16 protein-coding genes and 1 pseudogene are annotated in these 18,783 nt (G+C 41.1%); 8 read left to right on the plus strand and 9 right to left on the minus strand.

What is annotated here, in order from left to right; genetic code table 11:
* Window positions 1-5: 5 nt before the first annotated feature.
* Window positions 6-227, minus strand: coding sequence for a heavy-metal-associated domain-containing protein (locus tag DNL43_RS03410; protein WP_003582479.1), 222 nt, complete (start codon window positions 225-227; stop codon window positions 6-8).
* Between the two features lie 20 nt (window positions 228-247).
* Window positions 248-2,167: a heavy metal translocating P-type ATPase gene (locus DNL43_RS03415; protein ID WP_056981848.1), complete on the minus strand. Its 1,920-nt coding sequence runs from the start codon at window positions 2,165-2,167 to the stop codon at window positions 248-250.
* A 151-nt stretch (window positions 2,168-2,318) separates the two neighbouring features.
* Here DNL43_RS03415 and DNL43_RS03420 point away from each other — a divergent pair, with 151 nt between their 5' ends.
* A complete protein-coding gene (locus DNL43_RS03420; RefSeq protein WP_054769203.1) occupies window positions 2,319-2,951 on the plus strand; it encodes an NAD(P)-binding oxidoreductase in 633 nt (210 codons plus the stop codon).
* A gap of 78 nt (window positions 2,952-3,029) precedes the next feature.
* Here the strand turns inward: DNL43_RS03420 and DNL43_RS03425 are convergent.
* Window positions 3,030-5,516: pseudogene (locus tag DNL43_RS03425) on the minus strand (DUF5695 domain-containing protein).
* 491 nt (window positions 5,517-6,007) lie between these two features.
* Here DNL43_RS03425 and DNL43_RS03430 point away from each other — a divergent pair.
* The 4 genes from DNL43_RS03430 to DNL43_RS03440 all read left to right on the plus strand — a co-directional run bounded on the left by DNL43_RS03430 (window position 6,008) and on the right by DNL43_RS03440 (window position 8,908).
* Entirely contained in the window at window positions 6,008-7,342 is a 1,335-nt protein-coding gene (locus tag DNL43_RS03430) for an ammonium transporter (RefSeq protein WP_054769206.1), read from the plus strand.
* Window positions 7,343-7,490: 148 nt separating this feature from the next.
* Window positions 7,491-7,982 carry an 8-oxo-dGTP diphosphatase gene (locus DNL43_RS03435; RefSeq protein WP_056981844.1) on the plus strand — a complete coding sequence of 164 codons (492 nt, stop codon included), beginning with the start codon at window positions 7,491-7,493 and terminating at the stop codon, window positions 7,980-7,982.
* A 46-nt stretch (window positions 7,983-8,028) separates the two neighbouring features.
* On the plus strand, window positions 8,029-8,214 hold the full coding sequence (locus DNL43_RS12325) for a diacylglycerol kinase family protein (RefSeq protein WP_280541959.1): 186 nt from the start codon (window positions 8,029-8,031) through the stop codon (window positions 8,212-8,214).
* A gap of 55 nt (window positions 8,215-8,269) precedes the next feature.
* Window positions 8,270-8,908, plus strand: a complete 639-nt coding sequence (locus tag DNL43_RS03440) for a diacylglycerol/lipid kinase family protein (protein WP_280541956.1) — start codon at window positions 8,270-8,272, stop codon at window positions 8,906-8,908.
* Window positions 8,909-8,979: 71 nt separating this feature from the next.
* On the opposite strand, the gene DNL43_RS03445 is transcribed toward DNL43_RS03440, so the two are convergent.
* The 5 genes from DNL43_RS03445 to DNL43_RS03465 form a co-directional block, all read right to left on the minus strand.
* Window positions 8,980-10,404: an NAD-dependent succinate-semialdehyde dehydrogenase gene (locus DNL43_RS03445; RefSeq protein WP_054769207.1), complete on the minus strand. Its 1,425-nt coding sequence runs from the start codon at window positions 10,402-10,404 to the stop codon at window positions 8,980-8,982.
* Between the two features lie 189 nt (window positions 10,405-10,593).
* Entirely contained in the window at window positions 10,594-11,946 is a 1,353-nt protein-coding gene (locus tag DNL43_RS03450; protein WP_056981842.1) for an MFS transporter, read from the minus strand.
* Window positions 11,947-12,056: 110 nt separating this feature from the next.
* Window positions 12,057-12,506, minus strand: a complete 450-nt coding sequence (locus DNL43_RS03455; protein WP_054769208.1) for a universal stress protein — start codon at window positions 12,504-12,506, stop codon at window positions 12,057-12,059.
* Window positions 12,507-12,534: 28 nt separating this feature from the next.
* Window positions 12,535-14,136 (minus strand): Nramp family divalent metal transporter, encoded by a 1,602-nt coding sequence (locus tag DNL43_RS03460; protein WP_056981840.1) that lies wholly within the window; start codon window positions 14,134-14,136, stop codon window positions 12,535-12,537.
* A 135-nt stretch (window positions 14,137-14,271) separates the two neighbouring features.
* A complete protein-coding gene (locus DNL43_RS03465) occupies window positions 14,272-14,757 on the minus strand; it encodes a MarR family winged helix-turn-helix transcriptional regulator (protein ID WP_095344837.1) in 486 nt (161 codons plus the stop codon).
* 173 nt (window positions 14,758-14,930) lie between these two features.
* Between DNL43_RS03465 and DNL43_RS03470 the strand changes: the two genes are divergently transcribed.
* A complete protein-coding gene (locus DNL43_RS03470; protein WP_095344838.1) occupies window positions 14,931-15,794 on the plus strand; it encodes a tyrosine-protein phosphatase in 864 nt (287 codons plus the stop codon).
* Between the two features lie 50 nt (window positions 15,795-15,844).
* Here DNL43_RS03470 and DNL43_RS03475 read toward each other — a convergent pair whose 3' ends face one another.
* Complete coding sequence (locus DNL43_RS03475) at window positions 15,845-16,699, minus strand: helix-turn-helix domain-containing protein (protein ID WP_056981835.1); 855 nt, start codon at window positions 16,697-16,699, stop codon at window positions 15,845-15,847.
* A gap of 177 nt (window positions 16,700-16,876) precedes the next feature.
* On the opposite strand from DNL43_RS03475, the gene DNL43_RS03480 reads away from it, so the two are divergent.
* Window positions 16,877-17,995 carry an acyl-CoA dehydrogenase family protein gene (locus DNL43_RS03480; RefSeq protein ID WP_056981833.1) on the plus strand — a complete coding sequence of 373 codons (1,119 nt, stop codon included), beginning with the start codon at window positions 16,877-16,879 and terminating at the stop codon, window positions 17,993-17,995.
* 13 nt (window positions 17,996-18,008) lie between these two features.
* Window positions 18,009-18,782 (plus strand): electron transfer flavoprotein subunit beta/FixA family protein, encoded by a 774-nt coding sequence (locus DNL43_RS03485; protein ID WP_054769210.1) that lies wholly within the window; start codon window positions 18,009-18,011, stop codon window positions 18,780-18,782.
* Window position 18,783: the final 1 nt, after the last annotated feature.

An 18,783-nucleotide genomic window follows, 5' to 3' on the forward strand; every position in this document is an offset into this window, starting at 1 on the left:
TTCACCTATTTCACTTTCATTGATTGAACTTCATAACCTAAATCAGTTACCGTATCCGACAGCTTGTCGGCAGAGATTTTGTCCCCATCGAAATCTGTCTTGACCTTGGCTGCATTGAACAACACTTTGACGTTTTCCACGCCATCCTGTTTTTCCAAAGCACCCTTGATCTTTTGCATGCATGACGGGCATGATAATGCGTCTAATTGTAAAATTGCTTTACTCATATTAATAACCTCCATCTCATTTACTGTTTTAATGATAAATCGTATTCGTTTACAGATAATTGATCTGCGTCAAGTTTTGGCATTTTCGGTCGATAATTAATTAATCTCATGGCATTGAAAATCACAACCAGAATACTTGCTTCATGGACAAACATCCCGCTGGCCATGTAAATAAAGCCGAGAATCAATCCGACCAGCAATGCGGCAACTGTTCCAATAGCAATGATGATATTTTCTTTGGTATTCATCACCGTCTTCTTGGACAAACCATATGCATGAATCAATTCATTAAATCCGGATGACATTAAGACAACATCGGACGTTTCAACCGCAACGTCGGTTCCACTGCCCATGGCAATCCCGATGTCAGCAGTTACCAATGACGGACTATCGTTGATTCCATCACCAACGAAGGCAACTTTGTGACCTTCCTGCTGGTACTTTTTAACATAGTCCACTTTTTGTTCAGGCAATAATTCTGCATGAACTTCATCAATCCCAATTTGTTTGGCAACGGCATTAGCTGTCTGAAGGTTATCTCCAGTCAGCATCACCGTCTTCTTAATGCCCAGTGATTTAAGCTGTGCCAAGCTTTCTTTGACGCCCTGACGAATAACGTCCGAAATCCCAAAGATCGCTTGAACCTGACCATCAAATGCAACAATCACAGTTGAGCTGCCCTGATTTTGAATGTTTTCCAAATCGCGATGCTGAATCGTTGTCAGATCAACTTGTTCATCATTCATCATCCTGAGATTTCCAATCAAAACCTGGTGAGTATCAGCGTTGGCTTTCACGCCACGGCCTTTAACGGTATTGGCATCCGTTACTTTAACGGAATCAAAATCAATCTGATGAGCATTGGTAAATGATACAACCGCCTGAGCCAATGGGTGATCGGACTGCTTTTCAACCGCGGCAGCAATCTGAAGTCCCAATTGATCGTTCGAATAATCTTTAATGGTAGTAACGGCGGTCTTACCTTCAGTTAACGTACCAGTCTTGTCAAAGACCAATGTATCAACGTTGGCAAAAGTATTCATCACTTCGCCACCCTTGATCAAGACACCATTCTTGGCACCATTCCCAATTCCGGCAACGTTTGAAACTGGGGCACCAATAACCAAAGCACCTGGGCATCCAAGTACCAGAACGGTAATCGCCAACCTAAAGTCTTTGGTAATTAACCCAACAATCAGGGCAATGATTAAAACGGCAGGTGTGTAGTAAGTGGCAAATTTATCAATAAACTTTTCTGCAGGTGACTTGGTATCTTGAGCATCTTCGACCAGTTCAACAATCTTACCGAAGGTTGTGTCATCCCCGACTTTGGTTGCCCGGACTTTGACCGTTCCATTATCCAGAATGGTTCCAGAAAAGACTTGGTCGCCGGCTTTCTTAGTAACTAATTTGGATTCACCGGTAATACTGGCTTCGTTGATATGACCTGAGCCGTCAACAATTTCACCATCCACTGGGATTTGACCGCCGGCTTTAACCAAAACGACATCGTCAACGTCGACAAAATCAACGTCAGTTTTTTCCGTTTTACCGTCATCATCAATCACCAAGGCGGTGGTTGGGGCCATCTCCGTCAGATCTTTAATTGAATGACGGGTTTTGGCCAGAGTCTTGTCTTCCAAAAAGGTTCCAAATAAGAATAGAAAGGTCACAATTGCCGATTCGTTATACTCGCCAATGATGAAGGCACCAATAACGGCAATACTGACAAGTAACTCAATACTAATTGTCTTAAACCGCAGTGCTGAAACTGCCCGTAGGACAATTGGGACTGCGGAAATGATTGAAGCGGCGATAAATGAAACTGTGTAAATCATATCGCTGTTAATCATTTTTCCTAGTAACCCAAGGCCAATCAGGATTGCGGTTACCAATGTAATTTGATTTGTATGTTGATTTATATATCGTTGAAATTTCATAATTTCCCGCTCCGTTTCTTAATTTATGTCTTAATTATATGGAGAAAGCCGTGGTAAAGAATTGACCTGTATCAAGTTTTGAATTTTTCTTTTGCATTCCACCCTTATATCAACCATAATTGAGTTAACAAGAGCAGAGGAGGATTCGAAAATGAAAATTATCGTAATTGGTGCAACCGGACGAGTTGGCTCAAATGTTGTTGAAAAGCTGTCGAAAAGTCACAAAGACGAAGTGTACGCTGCTGCCCGTCATCCTGAAAAAGTTCCTGTTCATGATAACGTCACCCCATTTAAGTTGGATTTAAGTGATCACATGGATGATATCAAGGAAGCATTGCCAGAAGCCGATGCCATTATCTTTGCGGCCGGTTCCGGTGGTCGGGATTTGTTGAAGATTGACCTTCATGGTGCCGTTAAGACAATGGAAGCTGCGGAAGAAAAAGGCATTAACCGATTCATCATGCTGAGTTCCAAAGGTTCACTATCTCCTGACGAATTTGGTAATTCGCCATTGGAAAATTACCTGATCGCCAAATATTACGCAGATGAGTGGCTCATTCATAATACCCATTTGGATTACACAATCCTCCAGCCGACTGCCCTGGTTGAAAAAAGTGGTTCTGGAAAAGTCACGCTGGGATCATACAGCACCAACGAAAACAGTATCGATAATGTTGCCGATGTTCTGATCGGTCTTACTGAGAATCACGCTGGCGCTAAAGAAGTCATTGAGATGAGCACTGGAAACGAACCAATTCCGGATGCCATCAGCGATCTTAATTAATATTTGAATAATCAATTTAAAATAAAACCGGCCAAAGATAAAATAAGCTTTATCTTTGGTCGGTTTTTGCATACAAAATTATTTAATTTTAAATGTCAGCTGACGTGCGAGTGGATCAAACTCATATGCCCCACGAACCATTTGGCCATTTTCAGTTGGCCGAACATTCTCTGAAGTTCGAATTCGGAGATTTCTTGGCGCAACCTTTGGTTCTGAGAAGTTAACGAATATTTTGTCATTCGCAAAATCGTAGACAACATCCTTAATCGGAACTGTTTCCGAAATAATCTCAAAGTCAGTCTCTTCGCCGTGAACAAACAGTCGCTTGTGAAAGGCATCCGTTGGTTTCATGGTTAAAATCATATTCCCATTGTCTTCGACTTCACCGCCAAATGATAGCCAACCAGCTTGTGGATCGAAGTGAACAAATTGACCAGCTTCGTGCATATAACCATAAAATGACTGGCCGTAATCTCCGGTATAAGGTTCAAAGTCCATGATATCGGGATTTGCCAAATATCCCATTGAACCAAAGCCGTCTTGGTTAATTGTTGTCAAAGCACTGGTTGAAGCAGCATAACCCACTTTCAGCAGATACAAATCATCTGAATGGTGCTCCTTGTAACTCTGAAGAAGTGGAATTGCGTTCAAAGGCGAACCATAATGGCCAAACAGCCTGCCCATGACTTCCCGCTTACCATAAACAGCGGAATCAAAGTAACGTCGTGCAGCGCCGTTATAACCCCAATTAGGGATTGAAGGTGTGTATGCTTTTACGGCATCAACCGTCTGCTTGGCCTTCTCTTCATCACCAAAGTAATCACACCAAACATAGATTTCTTCTTGGCCAGTTGAATCCCAAGGCATTTCACTGCCTTATGGGTACTTCAGGCTTGCCCAAATTTGGTAACGGAGACGCATATATGCCTCATATTTCTTGGCTTTTTCATCCCAGCCTTCATATTCCAAATCCTTTAAGATCCACAAATGAACGCTGCCGACCATCAAGCCAAACTGTTCCAAATACATAAATTTATCCTTGGTGGCAAACTTATGCATTGCCATCACTGTGTGATAAGCATGATCCAAATACCACTGCCAGTCGTGATTAGTAACCAAGCCATCGTAATTTCGGGCTAAGCGATACATCATCCAATAAATGGCTGCCTGGTGAACATAATTATATGCCCGCCACGTTTCCTCGGATCGAGACTTGTCCCATGATGCCCAACTATATGGGGAGTTCTCATCCGTATAGTAAAGGCTGGCTCGGACCGAATAGTCGTCTTTATTTTGCAACTTTCCCCACAAAACATCGTCAACGTATTCTTCCAACAACTGAACTTGATGTTTATCCGGCATCAGCAGGTTTTTCGAAGCCATCAATAAGTTTGGCCCGGCACCAACTTCGTCAGATACCCCAGAGATAAACGTGCGCCGTTCATTTAAGACCTTTTGTTTTGCATCCCGGTCATAAGTGATAAATGCATGTTTTCTCCCATATTTGTCATCATCCTCAAGCCACTGATTTTTAACATGGAAATCAGCTAGTTTTTTAACGGCCTTATCGGCAGCGTCCAATACAAAGTAATTAATCGTCTGGTGAGTGCCGTCTTCGTACTCAACCAAGACGTCGGCATACCCATAGTAATCACCGGTGCCAACGAGCTTATACGAACCGTCTCCGGCTTGATAAATGTCCAAGGCATTTTCAGGAGAAACTTTGATCGAAGTGATTGGACTCTTCGCGTTAATCGTCAAATGAGCGGTTTCAGTTCCGTGAATTGTGTAGCCTGGAACACTATCAACAACTGGCATACCCAAACGATGAAGTTCTTCGGGCACGTCAGCCTGGTTATCAATGACTGTGAATCGAAGTGAATATTCCTGGCCTTCACCCGGCTTTAAAATCAATGAAGTCGGCTTATTCCAATGTTTCTGATCGAACCAGTCACTTTCAGCATAGGCAAATGAGAGAATTGTCCACTCGTAAAATCCTTCAAACGTCACTCTTCGTGGCGTCTTATCGTCATTCAATGGCCGGTAAGCCTCAAAATGAGCGTTCTTTCCAGGAGTAACCAGTAGTGTCGGTTCATCGCCGCTTAGCCGAGTTACCTGAACATATCCGGCATCATTGCCGATATATGGATCGGAAAAGACACAGTTTTGGTGGCTTTCATCCAAAGTGTTGTCTGTCAGAATTTGGTTAAAAATCATGGCAACGCCCAAACCGCCGACTTCATATTCTTCTTTGGTCGGATTGTTAAGTTTAATTGTAAAGGTGGTTTCAGTGCCATCTTCTGAAGTTTTCCACTCACGTGACACATCCAGTGGACAGTCTTTTAGTTCTTCGTCAAAAGCCGTTCTATAGGTGTCCCAAGGGTTGAAGATGGTTCGTAAGGAAATCGTGATATCTCCAAGTTGGTAATAGCCTTTGCCTTGTCGCTTAACTTTGGATTTACTCATACCGAAGTCAAAGCTGCCGTCACTGTTTGTAACTGCAAGCTTATTGAGGATTGCATCATTAGCGGTAGATTTCTCAAGTTCAAATTTTCTTTTCATCATTTCGCTCCTTTATTCAAGTAATTAAGAATGGTTTGTCAAAGTTAATCTGAGATGTCGTTTTGGTTGATGATCCTGTGTTTCCAATCATTTTCACCAAAAACGATCATATAAATACATCTTCTATGATAACGGTTACAACGTTATTATAAAATAGTTAAAGCCACATTTCTGGTAGAAAAAACGGACATTTTTCATTCAAGGTCTCAGATTCAAATAATTCGAGGACTCAATTCTGAAATGGGATCATCAATCATGTCACGTTGCCGTCAGTTTTTTAGTCGAATATGTTAGGTTTAATTACATATACCAATCCAATTCAGAAACTTTTTTCATCTTAAATTGGCCAAATACAATTGCTTTATCACTGGCGTTGGCACCGTTTCCAAATTAATGAGTGCTTTTATAATTTTCTAACCAATTTCAAAATGTACTGGACGTTTCAAAAAGATGATGTTAGAATTTATGACATTAAAAGAGAAGGAAGCGATGTTATGAATGCTGCAAATACCTCGTTCATGATTTTATCCAGTATTTTGGTATTATTCATGACTCCCGGATTAGCGTTTTTCTATGGGGGCCTGGTTTCAAAGCGAAACGTTGTTAACACGATGCTGTCTGTCTTCATTATGACTGGTGTCGCAATTGTTCTTTGGATTGTGATCGGCTATTCATTGTCATTCTCAGGAAATATTGGCGGTGTTGTTGGTGACGTCAAGAATTTCTTCATGAATGGTGTCGACTTAACTTCACTGACCGCAACCAAGATTCCAACCGGGATCTTCTCAGTCTTTGAAATGATGTTTGCAATTATCACTCCTGCACTATTCGTTGGTGCGGTTGTTGGCCGGATTAAATTCAACTTCTTGTTGGTATTCTTAATTCTATGGTCAATCATCATTTACTATCCAATGGTCCATCTGGTTTGGAGTCCCAACGGATTGCTTGCCGGACTTGGAACCTTGGATTTCGCCGGTGGAACCGTTGTTCATATCAACGCTGGTGTTACGGCATTTGTTCTTTCAGCCTTCTTGGGCAAACGAGTTAAATTTGGTGATATTCCTCATACCCACTACAACTTACCTTGGGTTTTACTTGGTGCCACCATTCTTTGGATTGGTTGGTATGGGTTTAACGCCGGATCAGCAATGGGTGTTGACAACATTGCCGCTCAAGCAACTATCACAACCACAATGTCCACTGGTACCGCAATGGTAACCTGGATGATTTTGGACATGATTATCAACGGTAAGCCAACCTTGGTTGGTGTTTGTACCGGTACCCTTTGTGGATTAGTTGGTGTCACCCCTGCCTGTGGGTTTGTCACTATCGCCGGATCATTTTGGATTGGCATGTTCTCAACATTTGCCAGCTACTTCTTTGTAAACTATCTCAAAGATCGAATTGGTGTTGATGATGCTTTGGATGCATTTGGATGCCATGGTGTCAGTGGAATTGTGGGTTCAATTGCAACCGGACTATTTGCTACCAAATCAGTCAACCCAATCGTTGCTCATAATGGTGCCTTCTATGGTGGTGGTTTCCATCAGTTAGGTGTTCAAATCATTGCAACACTTGCTACTATCGTCTTCGTTACGATTGCTGCATCAATCATCATTAAGCTGTTGAGCTTGGTAATGCCAATGCGGGTTAACCGGAAAGAAGAAAAGATGGGCTTGGATAAAGGTGAACACGGTGAGGAAGCTGATTACACCGTTGACATGAGTGAAAATCTCGACGAGTACAGATCCGATTTGAACCTCTATTCAAAGGAATTCAGAGGTCAGCTTGGTGGACTGGACACCAATAAGGATCCCCATTTACATTGATTTAAACATTCATAACAATAAAAAGTTGGGTCTTCAATTCAAGCCGATGAATTGAAGGCTCTTTTATATTCGCTTAAAAAATATTTGAAACGACCAACGTGAGATATAATTTAGACATATTAAATGAAAGAACTTGTAGGAGGTCAAAATGACATATTCGAGAAGCGAATCAATTGAAATGGTTAATATGTGCATGATTTACAATGAAGAAACCAAAGAAGTGCTAGTTGAAGATAAAACCGACGTCGCTTGGAAATTCGGTCATACCTTTCCAGGCGGTCACGTTGAAAAAGGAGAAAGCCTCTACGATGCGATGGTTCGGGAAGTCTTTGAAGAAACCGGCTTAATTGTCAGTCATTTACAGTCCTGCGGAACCGTTGAATGGTTTAACGAAGAACCAGCTTATCGCCGAATTGGTTTCTTATACCGGACCAGCGATTTTACCGGTACCCTCAAACAATCCGATGAAGGGAAAAACCTCTGGATGCCTTTGAAAGATTTAAACGAAGACAATACCGCAGAAAGCTTCATGAAGTTCCTCAAAATTTTCACCGATCCGCATACTGTGGATGCCGCTTCCGCAGTCATGAATGGTTCCTTAACCATAATCCCCAAAGACGACTCAAACGGGCATTCATAATATAATTAAGCCATAATCCGCAGCAATCTAACGGAGGAGGTGCCCCATGAAAAAATACCTGATTATTTATAATGGCAATGCTGGAACCAGTGATAATAAAAAGATTGCTGAACAGACAAAGTTATATTTGGAGGAACACGGCCGCTCAGCTGTTTTAAGTCCGACCCAGTCGCGAGAAGATGCAGTGAGCCAAGTCAAACAGTCGGTTGAAGGATTTGATTGCCTGATGTGATGGCTCAATCAACACGGCCTGTGAAGGCTTCCTAAAGGCTGGAAAATCAATTCCTTTGGGTATCATTCCCGGTGGGACAGTGAATAACTTTGCTCGAGCATTGAAGATTCCCCTGAATACAACAGATGCCATCAAAAATCTCATCCATGGCAATCCGACCGAAGTCGATCTGGGGGCCATCGGGAAAACGCCGGTGGTCAGCAGTCTCACCCTTGGAAGATTGGCAGACATTGCGAGAAATGTGAAAGACGAGGAAAAGAAGAAGTTTGGAAAAATCATCTATCTAATTAAGGGCTTTAAAGAACTTTATTCCAACCACTCTTATAAGCTCAAATTGACGGCAAATGGCCGATCAAAGGCTTTTCGAGCACAGATTCTACTCATCACGACAACCAATTCAGTTGGCGGTTTCATCTCTTTTAATCCTGAAGCTTCCTACGATGATGATTACCTTCACGTCTTCTGGCTGAAACGCTTTTCACCTCTGTCTCTGATCACTTACCTGCGGTACTTTGTGACGGGTAACCTCAAAAACGCCAGTGGGGTTCGATACTTTAAAACAAAATCAGTCAAAATTGAAGGTTTATCCGACCAAACAATTGAGGCTCGAATTGACGGTGATCCGGCAATGTGTGTCCCATTCACAGTTCAGACGCAGCCTGATTTTTTACAGGTCATTGTCCCGAAAACATAAAAAGTCATCAACCACAACAGTGATTGATGACTTTTTTCATATATTAAATTCAAATTGGTTTAATCGGCTAATTAGTCAGCAGGGTCAACGGCAACCAAGCCACCGGCAAGGTTATTCATGTTAGGCTTGTCAGCCTTAACAATCAACTGCTCGTTGACAAAGGCCATTTGACCAATATGACTCATTTCACGGCCGTATCCTGATAATTTAACACCGCCAAATGGAATTTCAGGCAATGTTGACATAAAGTTGTTAACAAAGACCATTCCAGTTTCAATTTGTGATGCAACTTCAGCACCGTGATCAGCATCACCGGCAAAAACAATTCCGCCAAGTCCGTAAGGGTTATCGTTTGCAAGATCAATCGCTTCTTGTTCACTGTGAACCTTGTAGACAACGGCGATTGGGCCAAACATTTCTTCGCTGTATGCTGGATTGTCTTTAGTGACATCGGTCAAAATTGTTGGTTTGAAGAACTGACCAGGAAGATCAATTGGTTCATTACCATAAACAACTTTGGCACCGGCAGCGATTGCGCCGTCCAATTGTTTCTGCAGTTTGTTCTTGGCACGTTCAGTGTTCATTGGAGCCAAAGTTGTCTTAGGATCCATTGGATCGCCAGGCTTCAGTGCAGCAAACTTCTTCTTTAAGTTTTCAACGAATTCATCGTACACATTGTCCATCACGATGAAACGCTTGGATGAAGTACATACCTGACCATCATTGTAAATCCGTGCCCGCCATGCAATGTCATTCACATCATCCATGTTAGCGTCACCCAATACAACAAATGGATCCATTCCACCAAGCTCCATTGTGTTCTTCTTAAGTGCCTTACCAGCAGCTGAAGCAACGGCAGTACCGCCACGTTCGGAACCAGTTAAAGCAACTCCTTGAACACGAGGATCGTCAATTGCTTCAGTAACTTGATCATATGAAAGGAACAAATTGGTCAATGATCCCTTAGGAGCACCAGCTTCAGCAACCACATCCGCAAACATTTGAGCTGATGTTGGTGTATTTGAAGCATGCTTCAGAATCATTGGGTTCCCTACCATAAAGTTAGGTGCAAATACACGCATAATTTGGTAGTAAGGGAAGTTCCATGGTTCAACCATCATGACAACCCCGGTTGCGTGGTGTTGAACTTCGGCTTCACCAGTTGCAATTGTATCAATCTTTTCAGGCTTTAATAAGTCTTCGCCATGATCAGCAAACCAATCGGCAATCAGAGCAACAAGCTCAACTTCGCCTCGTGATTCACCAATTAATTTACCCATATCAATCGTACAAGCTTTGGCTAATTCATCTTCATGTTCACGCAACTTATCAGCAACGTTGTGAAGAATCTTAGCTCTTTCGGAAATATCTTGTTTCTTCATTGATTCATATAAATCGTGACCAGTTGCTAATGCAGCTTGCAACTCATCATCGGTAGCATTTGGATATTCCTTAACAACTTCGTTGTTGTAAGGATTAACAGTACGATATGCCATTATATAACCTCCTAAATTTGGATAAACCTGTATGCTTCAAAACCGATACAGATATTTCAACATCCAAATATAGAATATCATGACATGAAAATAGTTACAACAAAATACATTGTGATTTTCATAATGGTTAACCAATTCAATAGTCAACGCATGTTACTTATGAAAATATATTAGGATTCACAATTCAAACTAGGCATTAGCCGGCTCTTTCTTGGTATCTTTAATCTTGAATACCAAAACGATCGCAATGATTTCCAAAATAAGGAATGTCAGGAACACCGCATTGAAGTTCTTGTTTCCGAGTACAACGGTCGCAATAACAATCGCGGTTGAACCCATAATCTGACGAATAGTCGAAATAATGGAAGAACCATGCGGGATCAAATCGTTGGTCAGTGAATTGGCACCTAATGTGGTGGCTGGCATCATTGCAAACGCATTTCCAGACTCAATGATAATTGAGCAGATAACGGCAATCCAGATACTGTTCAGTGATGAGAACAATAGCAGAGCGGCCCATCCAACAATAAACAAACCAAAGCCAATCATAATAACCGGCTTAAACCCAATTCGATCAGCCAAACGGCCACTACGTCGATTTAACCATGAAAGAATTGCAGCGGCTGGTACCAGTGCAAGGCCAGACCATAACGGTGTTAAGCCAAGAATCTGTTGATAATACAATGGCATAATAATAGTAACTGTAATTAAGGACATGTATGAAAGTGATGTCAATGCGACACCCAAGTCAAAGTTGGTGATTGAAAGAATATCCAATCGCAATAGTGGCTGTGGCATCTTCAATTGACGACGAACAAACATGAACAATAATATCAGTGAAACAATCAGAATACCCCAGTTCAGGTAGGTGGTAGTAGGAGTCATATGAGAAATTTCGTTGATAAAGTACAGTAACCCAATAATTCCTAATGACATGAATACTGAAATAAAATCAAACTTGGTGGATTCAATCTTCAACGGACTAATAACCGTTTTGAGAGCCAGCAAGAATACAACTGTCAAAACAATTAAGAAGAAGGCAAAAATTGCTTCCCAAGGGAAGAATTGCAGCAGAACTCCAGAAATGATCGGGCCAACTGCAAGCGCAGAACCCATGACCAAACCAACGGTTCCCATAACGGAGCCACGGTGATCAGTTGGTGTGATCTCCAAAATAATTGACTGATATGATGGGAACAAAACACCAACACTAAATCCTTCCATTAAACGACCAACCATCATAATCAGAAAGTTGGGCGCCCAAATAATAATTAAGGTACCAATAACGAAGTTGATTAGTAATGTCAGGTATAATGGCTTGAATCTAAAGTTCTTCATCAACCATGGCGACAGTGGCATAACAACCGACATGATCAGCATGAAACCTGTTGTTAACCAAGCAATTGTACTAGCAGGTAAATTAAAGTACTTCATGAATGTCGGATAAGCAGTTGAAAGTGAAGACTGACTAATGGACATCGTGAATGTTCCCAAAAGTAATGTCGCAATAAACCACTTGCGGCTTTTTTCTGTGAGTTCCAAACGAATTTCCCCCTTCAATAATTTCTTGCTAAAACAGGACCGGAAATAAAATTTCCGATCCTGTTAATAATACACTTAAATTTTAAGCAATGTTTCCGTAAAGCTCAGTATTAACGTACAACCATTACTGAGATTGGTGAGTACTTAGCCATATATGCAGCTTGTGAACCGAAGTACTTACGAACACCAGTCTTAGATAATGATCCAACGATCAGTAAGTCAGCATGGACAGCTGGGATAATTGTCTTAACAATTACCTCACCAGGATCTCCTTCTTCGACAACAGTATCAACGGTCTTGACACCTGCTCGAAGTGCTAATTCACGATATTGGTTAAGATGTTCTGCCAAATCTTTACGCTCACCATGAACAAAGTCTTTGTTAAGTGCTTGGAAGACGTTGACATTATCAGATTCAAGAACAGAAGCAATTACTAATGAAGCGCCTGAAAGACGAGCTTCAGAAATTGCATACCGAAATGCTAATTGAGCATCAGGTGAATCATCAACACCAACTAAAATTCTCTTAAATTTTGTGTGTGGAGTATTATCATTTTGCATCTAATCTGACCCTCCTTCTAGTTATATATTACTCTTTATCCTTTTTACTTTCATCATAATGCTCAGCAGTTGTTTCGAAACGTTGAGGCATCTTGTTTCTGCTTGAGTACAGATCGTAAACTGTCCAAAGAAGTAATAATACAATCGCAACAATAATTACATAAGCAATTGTGTGGGCAAGTGAAACTTGACTTGCGGAAGGAGCAGCACCGAAGAAACTGGTAATGTTATCAGGAAGACCCTTCATGTTAAGGAATGTCAAGGCCAATACTGATACCCAGCCAAGAACCTTAACCCAAAGTGTGTTCTTGAAACGTTCACCCATTTCTTTGGCATTATCAGTCATCATCAATAATGGAAGCATTGAGAATGGCAGAGCGAACGCCAAGAATACCTGTGAGTTGTTCATTAACGTGTTTAACGCCTCATGTTGCTTGATTGGAGTTTCGTTACTAGTCATGGCAACACAAATCAAAACAGGAATAACAGAAATCAAACGGGTAACTAAACGACGAAGCCATAGTGGCATCTTCATGTGAATGAAACCTTCCATGATAACCTGACCAGTTAAAGTACCGGTAATGGTTGAATTTTGACCTGAAGCCAACAGGGCAACGGCAAACAGGATTGAAAGAATTCCAGACTTGGCAACGGCGATTAAGATACCGTTACTTAACATAGAAGTGTTTGATAAGGCATCGAACAATCCGAAGAATGAAGGATCCTTAACAGCACCAGTCTTGAACACAGCAACACCCATAACTAACAAGAGTGAGTTGATAACCCATGCGAATGACAACTGGATGTTTGAATCCCAAGTTGAGAAACGTACGGTACGTGCAACATCGTCTTGATCGTTATGATCAACTTTACGTGTTTGAGAAATAGCTGAATGCAGATACAGGTTATGGGGCATAACAGTAGCACCAATGATACCTAAGGCACCGGTTAATGGTGTGTCACCGTTAACGTGGTCAGCACTTGAGAATGTTTGACCAGTTGGGATTAATCCCTTAACCATTGCACCGAAATCTGGTTCTGACAAAGCAACTTCGTAGATGAAGACAAACAGGATAACTAAGATCAAACAAACAACGATTGCTTCGATCTTTCTGAAACCAACTTTGGTTAATAATAGCAAAAGTAAAACATCAAATACGGTAATAAATACGGCATACACTAGTGGAATATGGAACAGAAGATAAAGGGCAATCGCAGCACCAATAACTTCCGCGATATCAGTAGCCATAATAGCTAACTCAGTCAAAATCCATAATACAATTCCAAGTGTTTTACTGGTTCTGGCACGAATGGCCTGAGCCAAATCCATCTGAGACACAATACCCAGTTTAGCCGCCATATATTGCAGTAACATGGCAATTAAACTCGATAGTAAGATAACAGACATTAACAGGTATTCAAAATTTTGACCACCTGTAATTGAAGTTGACCAGTTACCGGGATCCATGTATCCAACGGCAACTAATGCACCAGGTCCTGAATACATAAATAAAGTTTTCCAGAATCCGCGACCCTTCGGAACTTCAATAGTTCCGTTAATTTCTTCCAACGAAGGACCATTTGCATAGTGAATCAAATGCTGCTTCTTTGGTTGTTTTTCCTTTGGCATCAAAGTACCTCCTTATGTTTTGTACAAATTAATATTAGCATAATTTTGCACTTTGTAAATCTAAAATTAGGGAAACCTAACTTTGTTTTTAAACGCGATAGACTCAGACTTTCGCTCCCATAAGAAAGAAAACGGTTACTGCTTTTTACTTGTTTTTTTTCGTATTTCGTTAACCTGTTTTAGAAATTTGGTAATCTTCTCCAAATCGTCCTTTGAAAAGCTCTCGGATATTTTCTTAAATTCAGCCTCTTCCTGCTTATGATAATGACGATAGATGTTATTAATCCCGGTGCCTGATTCGGTTAGTTTGACAAAACTATCTTTATGATTGCCCAGCTGATGAAATTTGGCCACAATGCCCCTTCTGACAAGCTTGCTGATAATTTTTGAAACGGCTCCCTGGGTTAACGGCACTTGGTCGACAATATCGGAGATTTTAGTTTCTCCCAATTGGTCGGCTGTACTTAAAACTTTGAGATCACTGGTTGTTAATCCTGAAGTCAGTCTCGAATCCAACTGATCGCTTTCTTTGATAAATCCAAGTATTTCCTGATCATTATTATAGGTATTAAACAAATCAAGTTCGTCTTTGATTATTTCGATCACTGTTTTTCTTTTCATTTTGCATTCCTCGGAATATATATTTGTGTGTTACTAAAATAGGTATTAGGACGATTATATTCCATGGAATATAATTTGCAAAGTCGAAGTTTCGAATAGAACGGAGCTAATCGTTCTATAAATCTATGTATACATGCCAGAATAGACATATAATGAACTATCGGGAGGACATCATGAAACGCAAACTTATTAAAACAATTTCAGTAACCTTATTAGCAACAATTTGCTTTCTCCCGACTGTAGCCGCTAAAAAAACGTCGCCGATTGGAAACCAAATTAAATTAACGAAAGTTCCAAACGTACGCGACCTCGGAGGCATTCGAGCTAAAAATGGCCAACACATCAAAAGCAATCGTTTAATTCGCTCATCGGCCCTCACTCACCTCAGTGGCCATGACAAATGGAAACTGTCAAAACGAGCCAATGTTAAAGTCATTTTGGACTTCCGATCCAAGAGCGAAATTAAGCAAGCCCCTGACGCCAAACTGCACGGAACTCGATATCACCGTTTAAGTGTTATGGCTGATCCCAAATTTGGAGTCCACACAACTGCGCAATATATCCAACAGCTCGCAGCCAAACAACCGAATAACATGGAATTGTTTTACGAAAAAATGGTTGTCCAGCCCCACAGTATCAAGGCCTATAGGTCAATGTTCCACTATCTGCTTAAACAAAAATCCGGTGCGATCTTATACCACTGTACCTATGGTAAAGACCGAACCGGCATTGCAACAATGTTGATTTTGTCGAGTCTTGGTGTTCCAAAGACCACCATTATGAGAAACTACCTGGCATCCAATCATTATCTGAAGTCAACTACCCGGCATGAGTACCGACTGATGAAGCGCCACACGCATAATCGAAAAGTACTGACCAATTTAAAACGATCCCGGACAGCCAAAACAGCTTACTTAAATGCAGCCTACGCTGCTATTTATCACCATTCCGGATCAATGAAGCATTATCTCCATACGCAGATGAGATTATCAAATAAGGATATCCAACAACTTAGAAAAAATTATTTAACAAAATAAAGCATCAGGATTATTCCACCCCAAATGGCGTGAAATGATTCTGATGCTTTTTAGATACTTTTTAAATAGGTATTAATTTGCATGATCAAGTGTTTATTGTTATTAAATCGTGCAAATGCCATGGCATCATTCAGTAATTCATTAAAATCCGAAGTTTTACCATGGGTATCACGCTCATTAACTGCCATCTCAAACTTCGCCCTGGCAACGTAGAAAGTCACATGCCTGGCTGAACTTAGATTAACAAGTGACTGCAGCAGCATATTGCTGGTTTCAACATCATTTGTGGCGGAATAAAAGCTTCCGGTATAAAACAACATGGTCAGAGATTTCCAAACAGAATCAACATCATTATTAGACATCGTCTTCAATCGTTGAGGCATTTTTGAAAAATAAAATTCAGCCTTATCAAAATTGCCGGCCTGTTGATATGAAATTCCCATACCGACATATGCCAACGGGGAATAGACAGTCGCATGTTCCTCATCATAGCCATTTAAAATCTGATCGAAACAAAAAACCGCTTCATCCGTATCCTGCTGGCTAAGTGCCAACGCATATCCGCGAATAAACAAATATTCCATCTGAATTTGTTTATCCGAAATCTCCTTAACATTAAGGGATTTTAAAATACTCAATGCTTCATCATATTCGGTAATAATCAGATCAAATTCAGCCCTGCGCAAATCATCCCGCACCGCAGAGTCCTTATCAGACTCACTGGGAAAAATGTCACTCAATGATAACCCCAACCGCTGACACAACTGAGTTAAAATCTTGGTTGAAATCATTTTCCCATTGTTTTCAAACTTACTAATAGTAGCTTGTGTGCAAATGCCTTTAGCAAGCTCGCTTTGGGAATATCCAAGCTTTTTCCTGCGTTCAACGAATTTTTGAATATTCACTTATACCATGCCTCCCAACCAGTTCCACATTAATTTATAAACTAATATTACCATATTATATTAGTTAACACCAAATTATACTCAAAATATATAAACATTTATATTGACTTTTGGAATATATGAATATATAATTTTGGAATATAAAGTATTGTGAAAGTATGCACAGGAGGACTTAATATGTCGATAACTAACGATCAAAACCAAATGCTTATTCAAATGATCAAGGAATTCACCACAAACGAGTTGGCCCCACTAGATATGACCATCGATGCCAACGGCGATTATCCTGACGGCTTATTACAAAAAGTCATCGACACTGGTCTACTGGGAATCACTCTCCCAAGGGAATACGGTGGTGCCGGTTTTGACTACGTTGCTGCAGCTGAAGCACTTGAAAAAATTGCTGTCGGCAACGCTAGCATGGCCGTTACCCTTGAAGGCCATTTCAAAACCATTGAACAATTTATTAAATATGGAAATAAGGAATTGAATGAGAAGTATCTTCCAAGTGCTGTCAAACGAATTTTTGCCTTCTCTATGACTGAACCATCAGGCGGGTCCAACCCGAAAGGAATCGCCACCCGAGCTATCAAGCAGGGCCACAACTGGGTTATTACAGGTGACAAAATTATGATCACAAACGGTGGGCTTGCAGAAGTTTACTGTGTCTTATCCAAAACCCAGGATGACCAAATGGCTGTCTTTGTAGTCGATAAAGATATGCCTGGTTTTAAATTTGGCAAACGAGAGGATTTCATTGGGCTGAAAGGTGTACCAGTTGGCGAAATTGTTCTCAACCATGTGGTCGTTCCCGAAAGTCATTTATTAGGAACCATTGGTGAAGGCTTGGAAATTGGTGACAATGCCCATGCCGATGCACGAGTTTTGATGGGTGCGGTACTAACTGGAATCACTGATCATGCATTGCAAACCGCAGTCAGCTATTCCAAAGAGCGAAAAGCATTGGATACACCGCTGTATCAATTACAGGTCACTCAAGAAAAAATTGCTGACATTGCAATTGCCAAGCAAAACACCCAAGCACTTTATCAAAAAGGTGCCCAAAATAAAATTACCGGTCGCCCGTATGCTGAAGTTGCCGCAATGGCCAAATCCTATGGCAGTCGATCAGCAGTTGCTGCGAGTGACAAAGCACTTCAAATTCTTGGCGGTTATGGTTACAGCCATGAATATCCGGTTGAACACCTGATTCGAGATGCCAGAGCCATGGAACTAGCCGAAGGGACAATTGAAAAAATGAATTTTGAAATCACTAACGCTGAGATTGCGAAGTAAAGGAGCATAACTCATGAAAATTGTTGTTGGAGTTAAACAAGTACCAGAAACAGATTCCGTTAAAATTGACCCGAAAACAAACAACCTAGTTCGTTCAGGAATTCAGGGAATTATCAATCCATTTGATAAGAATGCAATTGAGGCCGCCCTTCAGCTTCGTGATCAAGCTGGTGGTGAAGTCATCCTCTTAAGTATGGGCCCTGATAGTTATACTACTTCCCTTCGAGATGGAATGGCGATGGGTGCCGATAGTGCCGTTCTGGTAAGCTCTCGAGCATTTGGTGGTGCTGACACACTGGCAACCGGCTATACCCTTGCAAAAGCGATTGAAGCTATCGGTGATGTTGACTTGGTGTTGTTTGGACGTCAATCCGTCGATGCTGATACCGGTCAGGTAGGTCCGATTGTGGCCGAGCTATTGAATTTCCCCCAGGTAACTTTTGCCGAAACAGTCAGTCTGGAATCGGAAAATACCATTGTGGCTAAACGTCAGCTTGATTCTGCCGTCCAAGACGTCCAGGTAACCCTGCCGGCAGTGGTTACGGTTAGAAAAGAATTAAATACCCCACGTTACGAAACACCGTTGAATATTAAAGAAAGCTTTGAAAAGCAGATTACCACTTGGACTGAAAACGATCTAAATATCGATTTCTCAAAAATTGGTCAATCTGGGTCCCCTACAAAAGTCACCAAGGTTTATGAACCAACCAAAGAATTAAAACAAACGACCGTCTTGCCAGTGGATCCAACTGAAGCAGTTTCCGAACTGCTTAGCAAATTGGACTGAG

Source organism: Lentilactobacillus kefiri (assembly GCF_009739535.1).
GTDB classification, from domain to species: Bacteria; Bacillota; Bacilli; order Lactobacillales; family Lactobacillaceae; genus Lentilactobacillus; species Lentilactobacillus kefiri.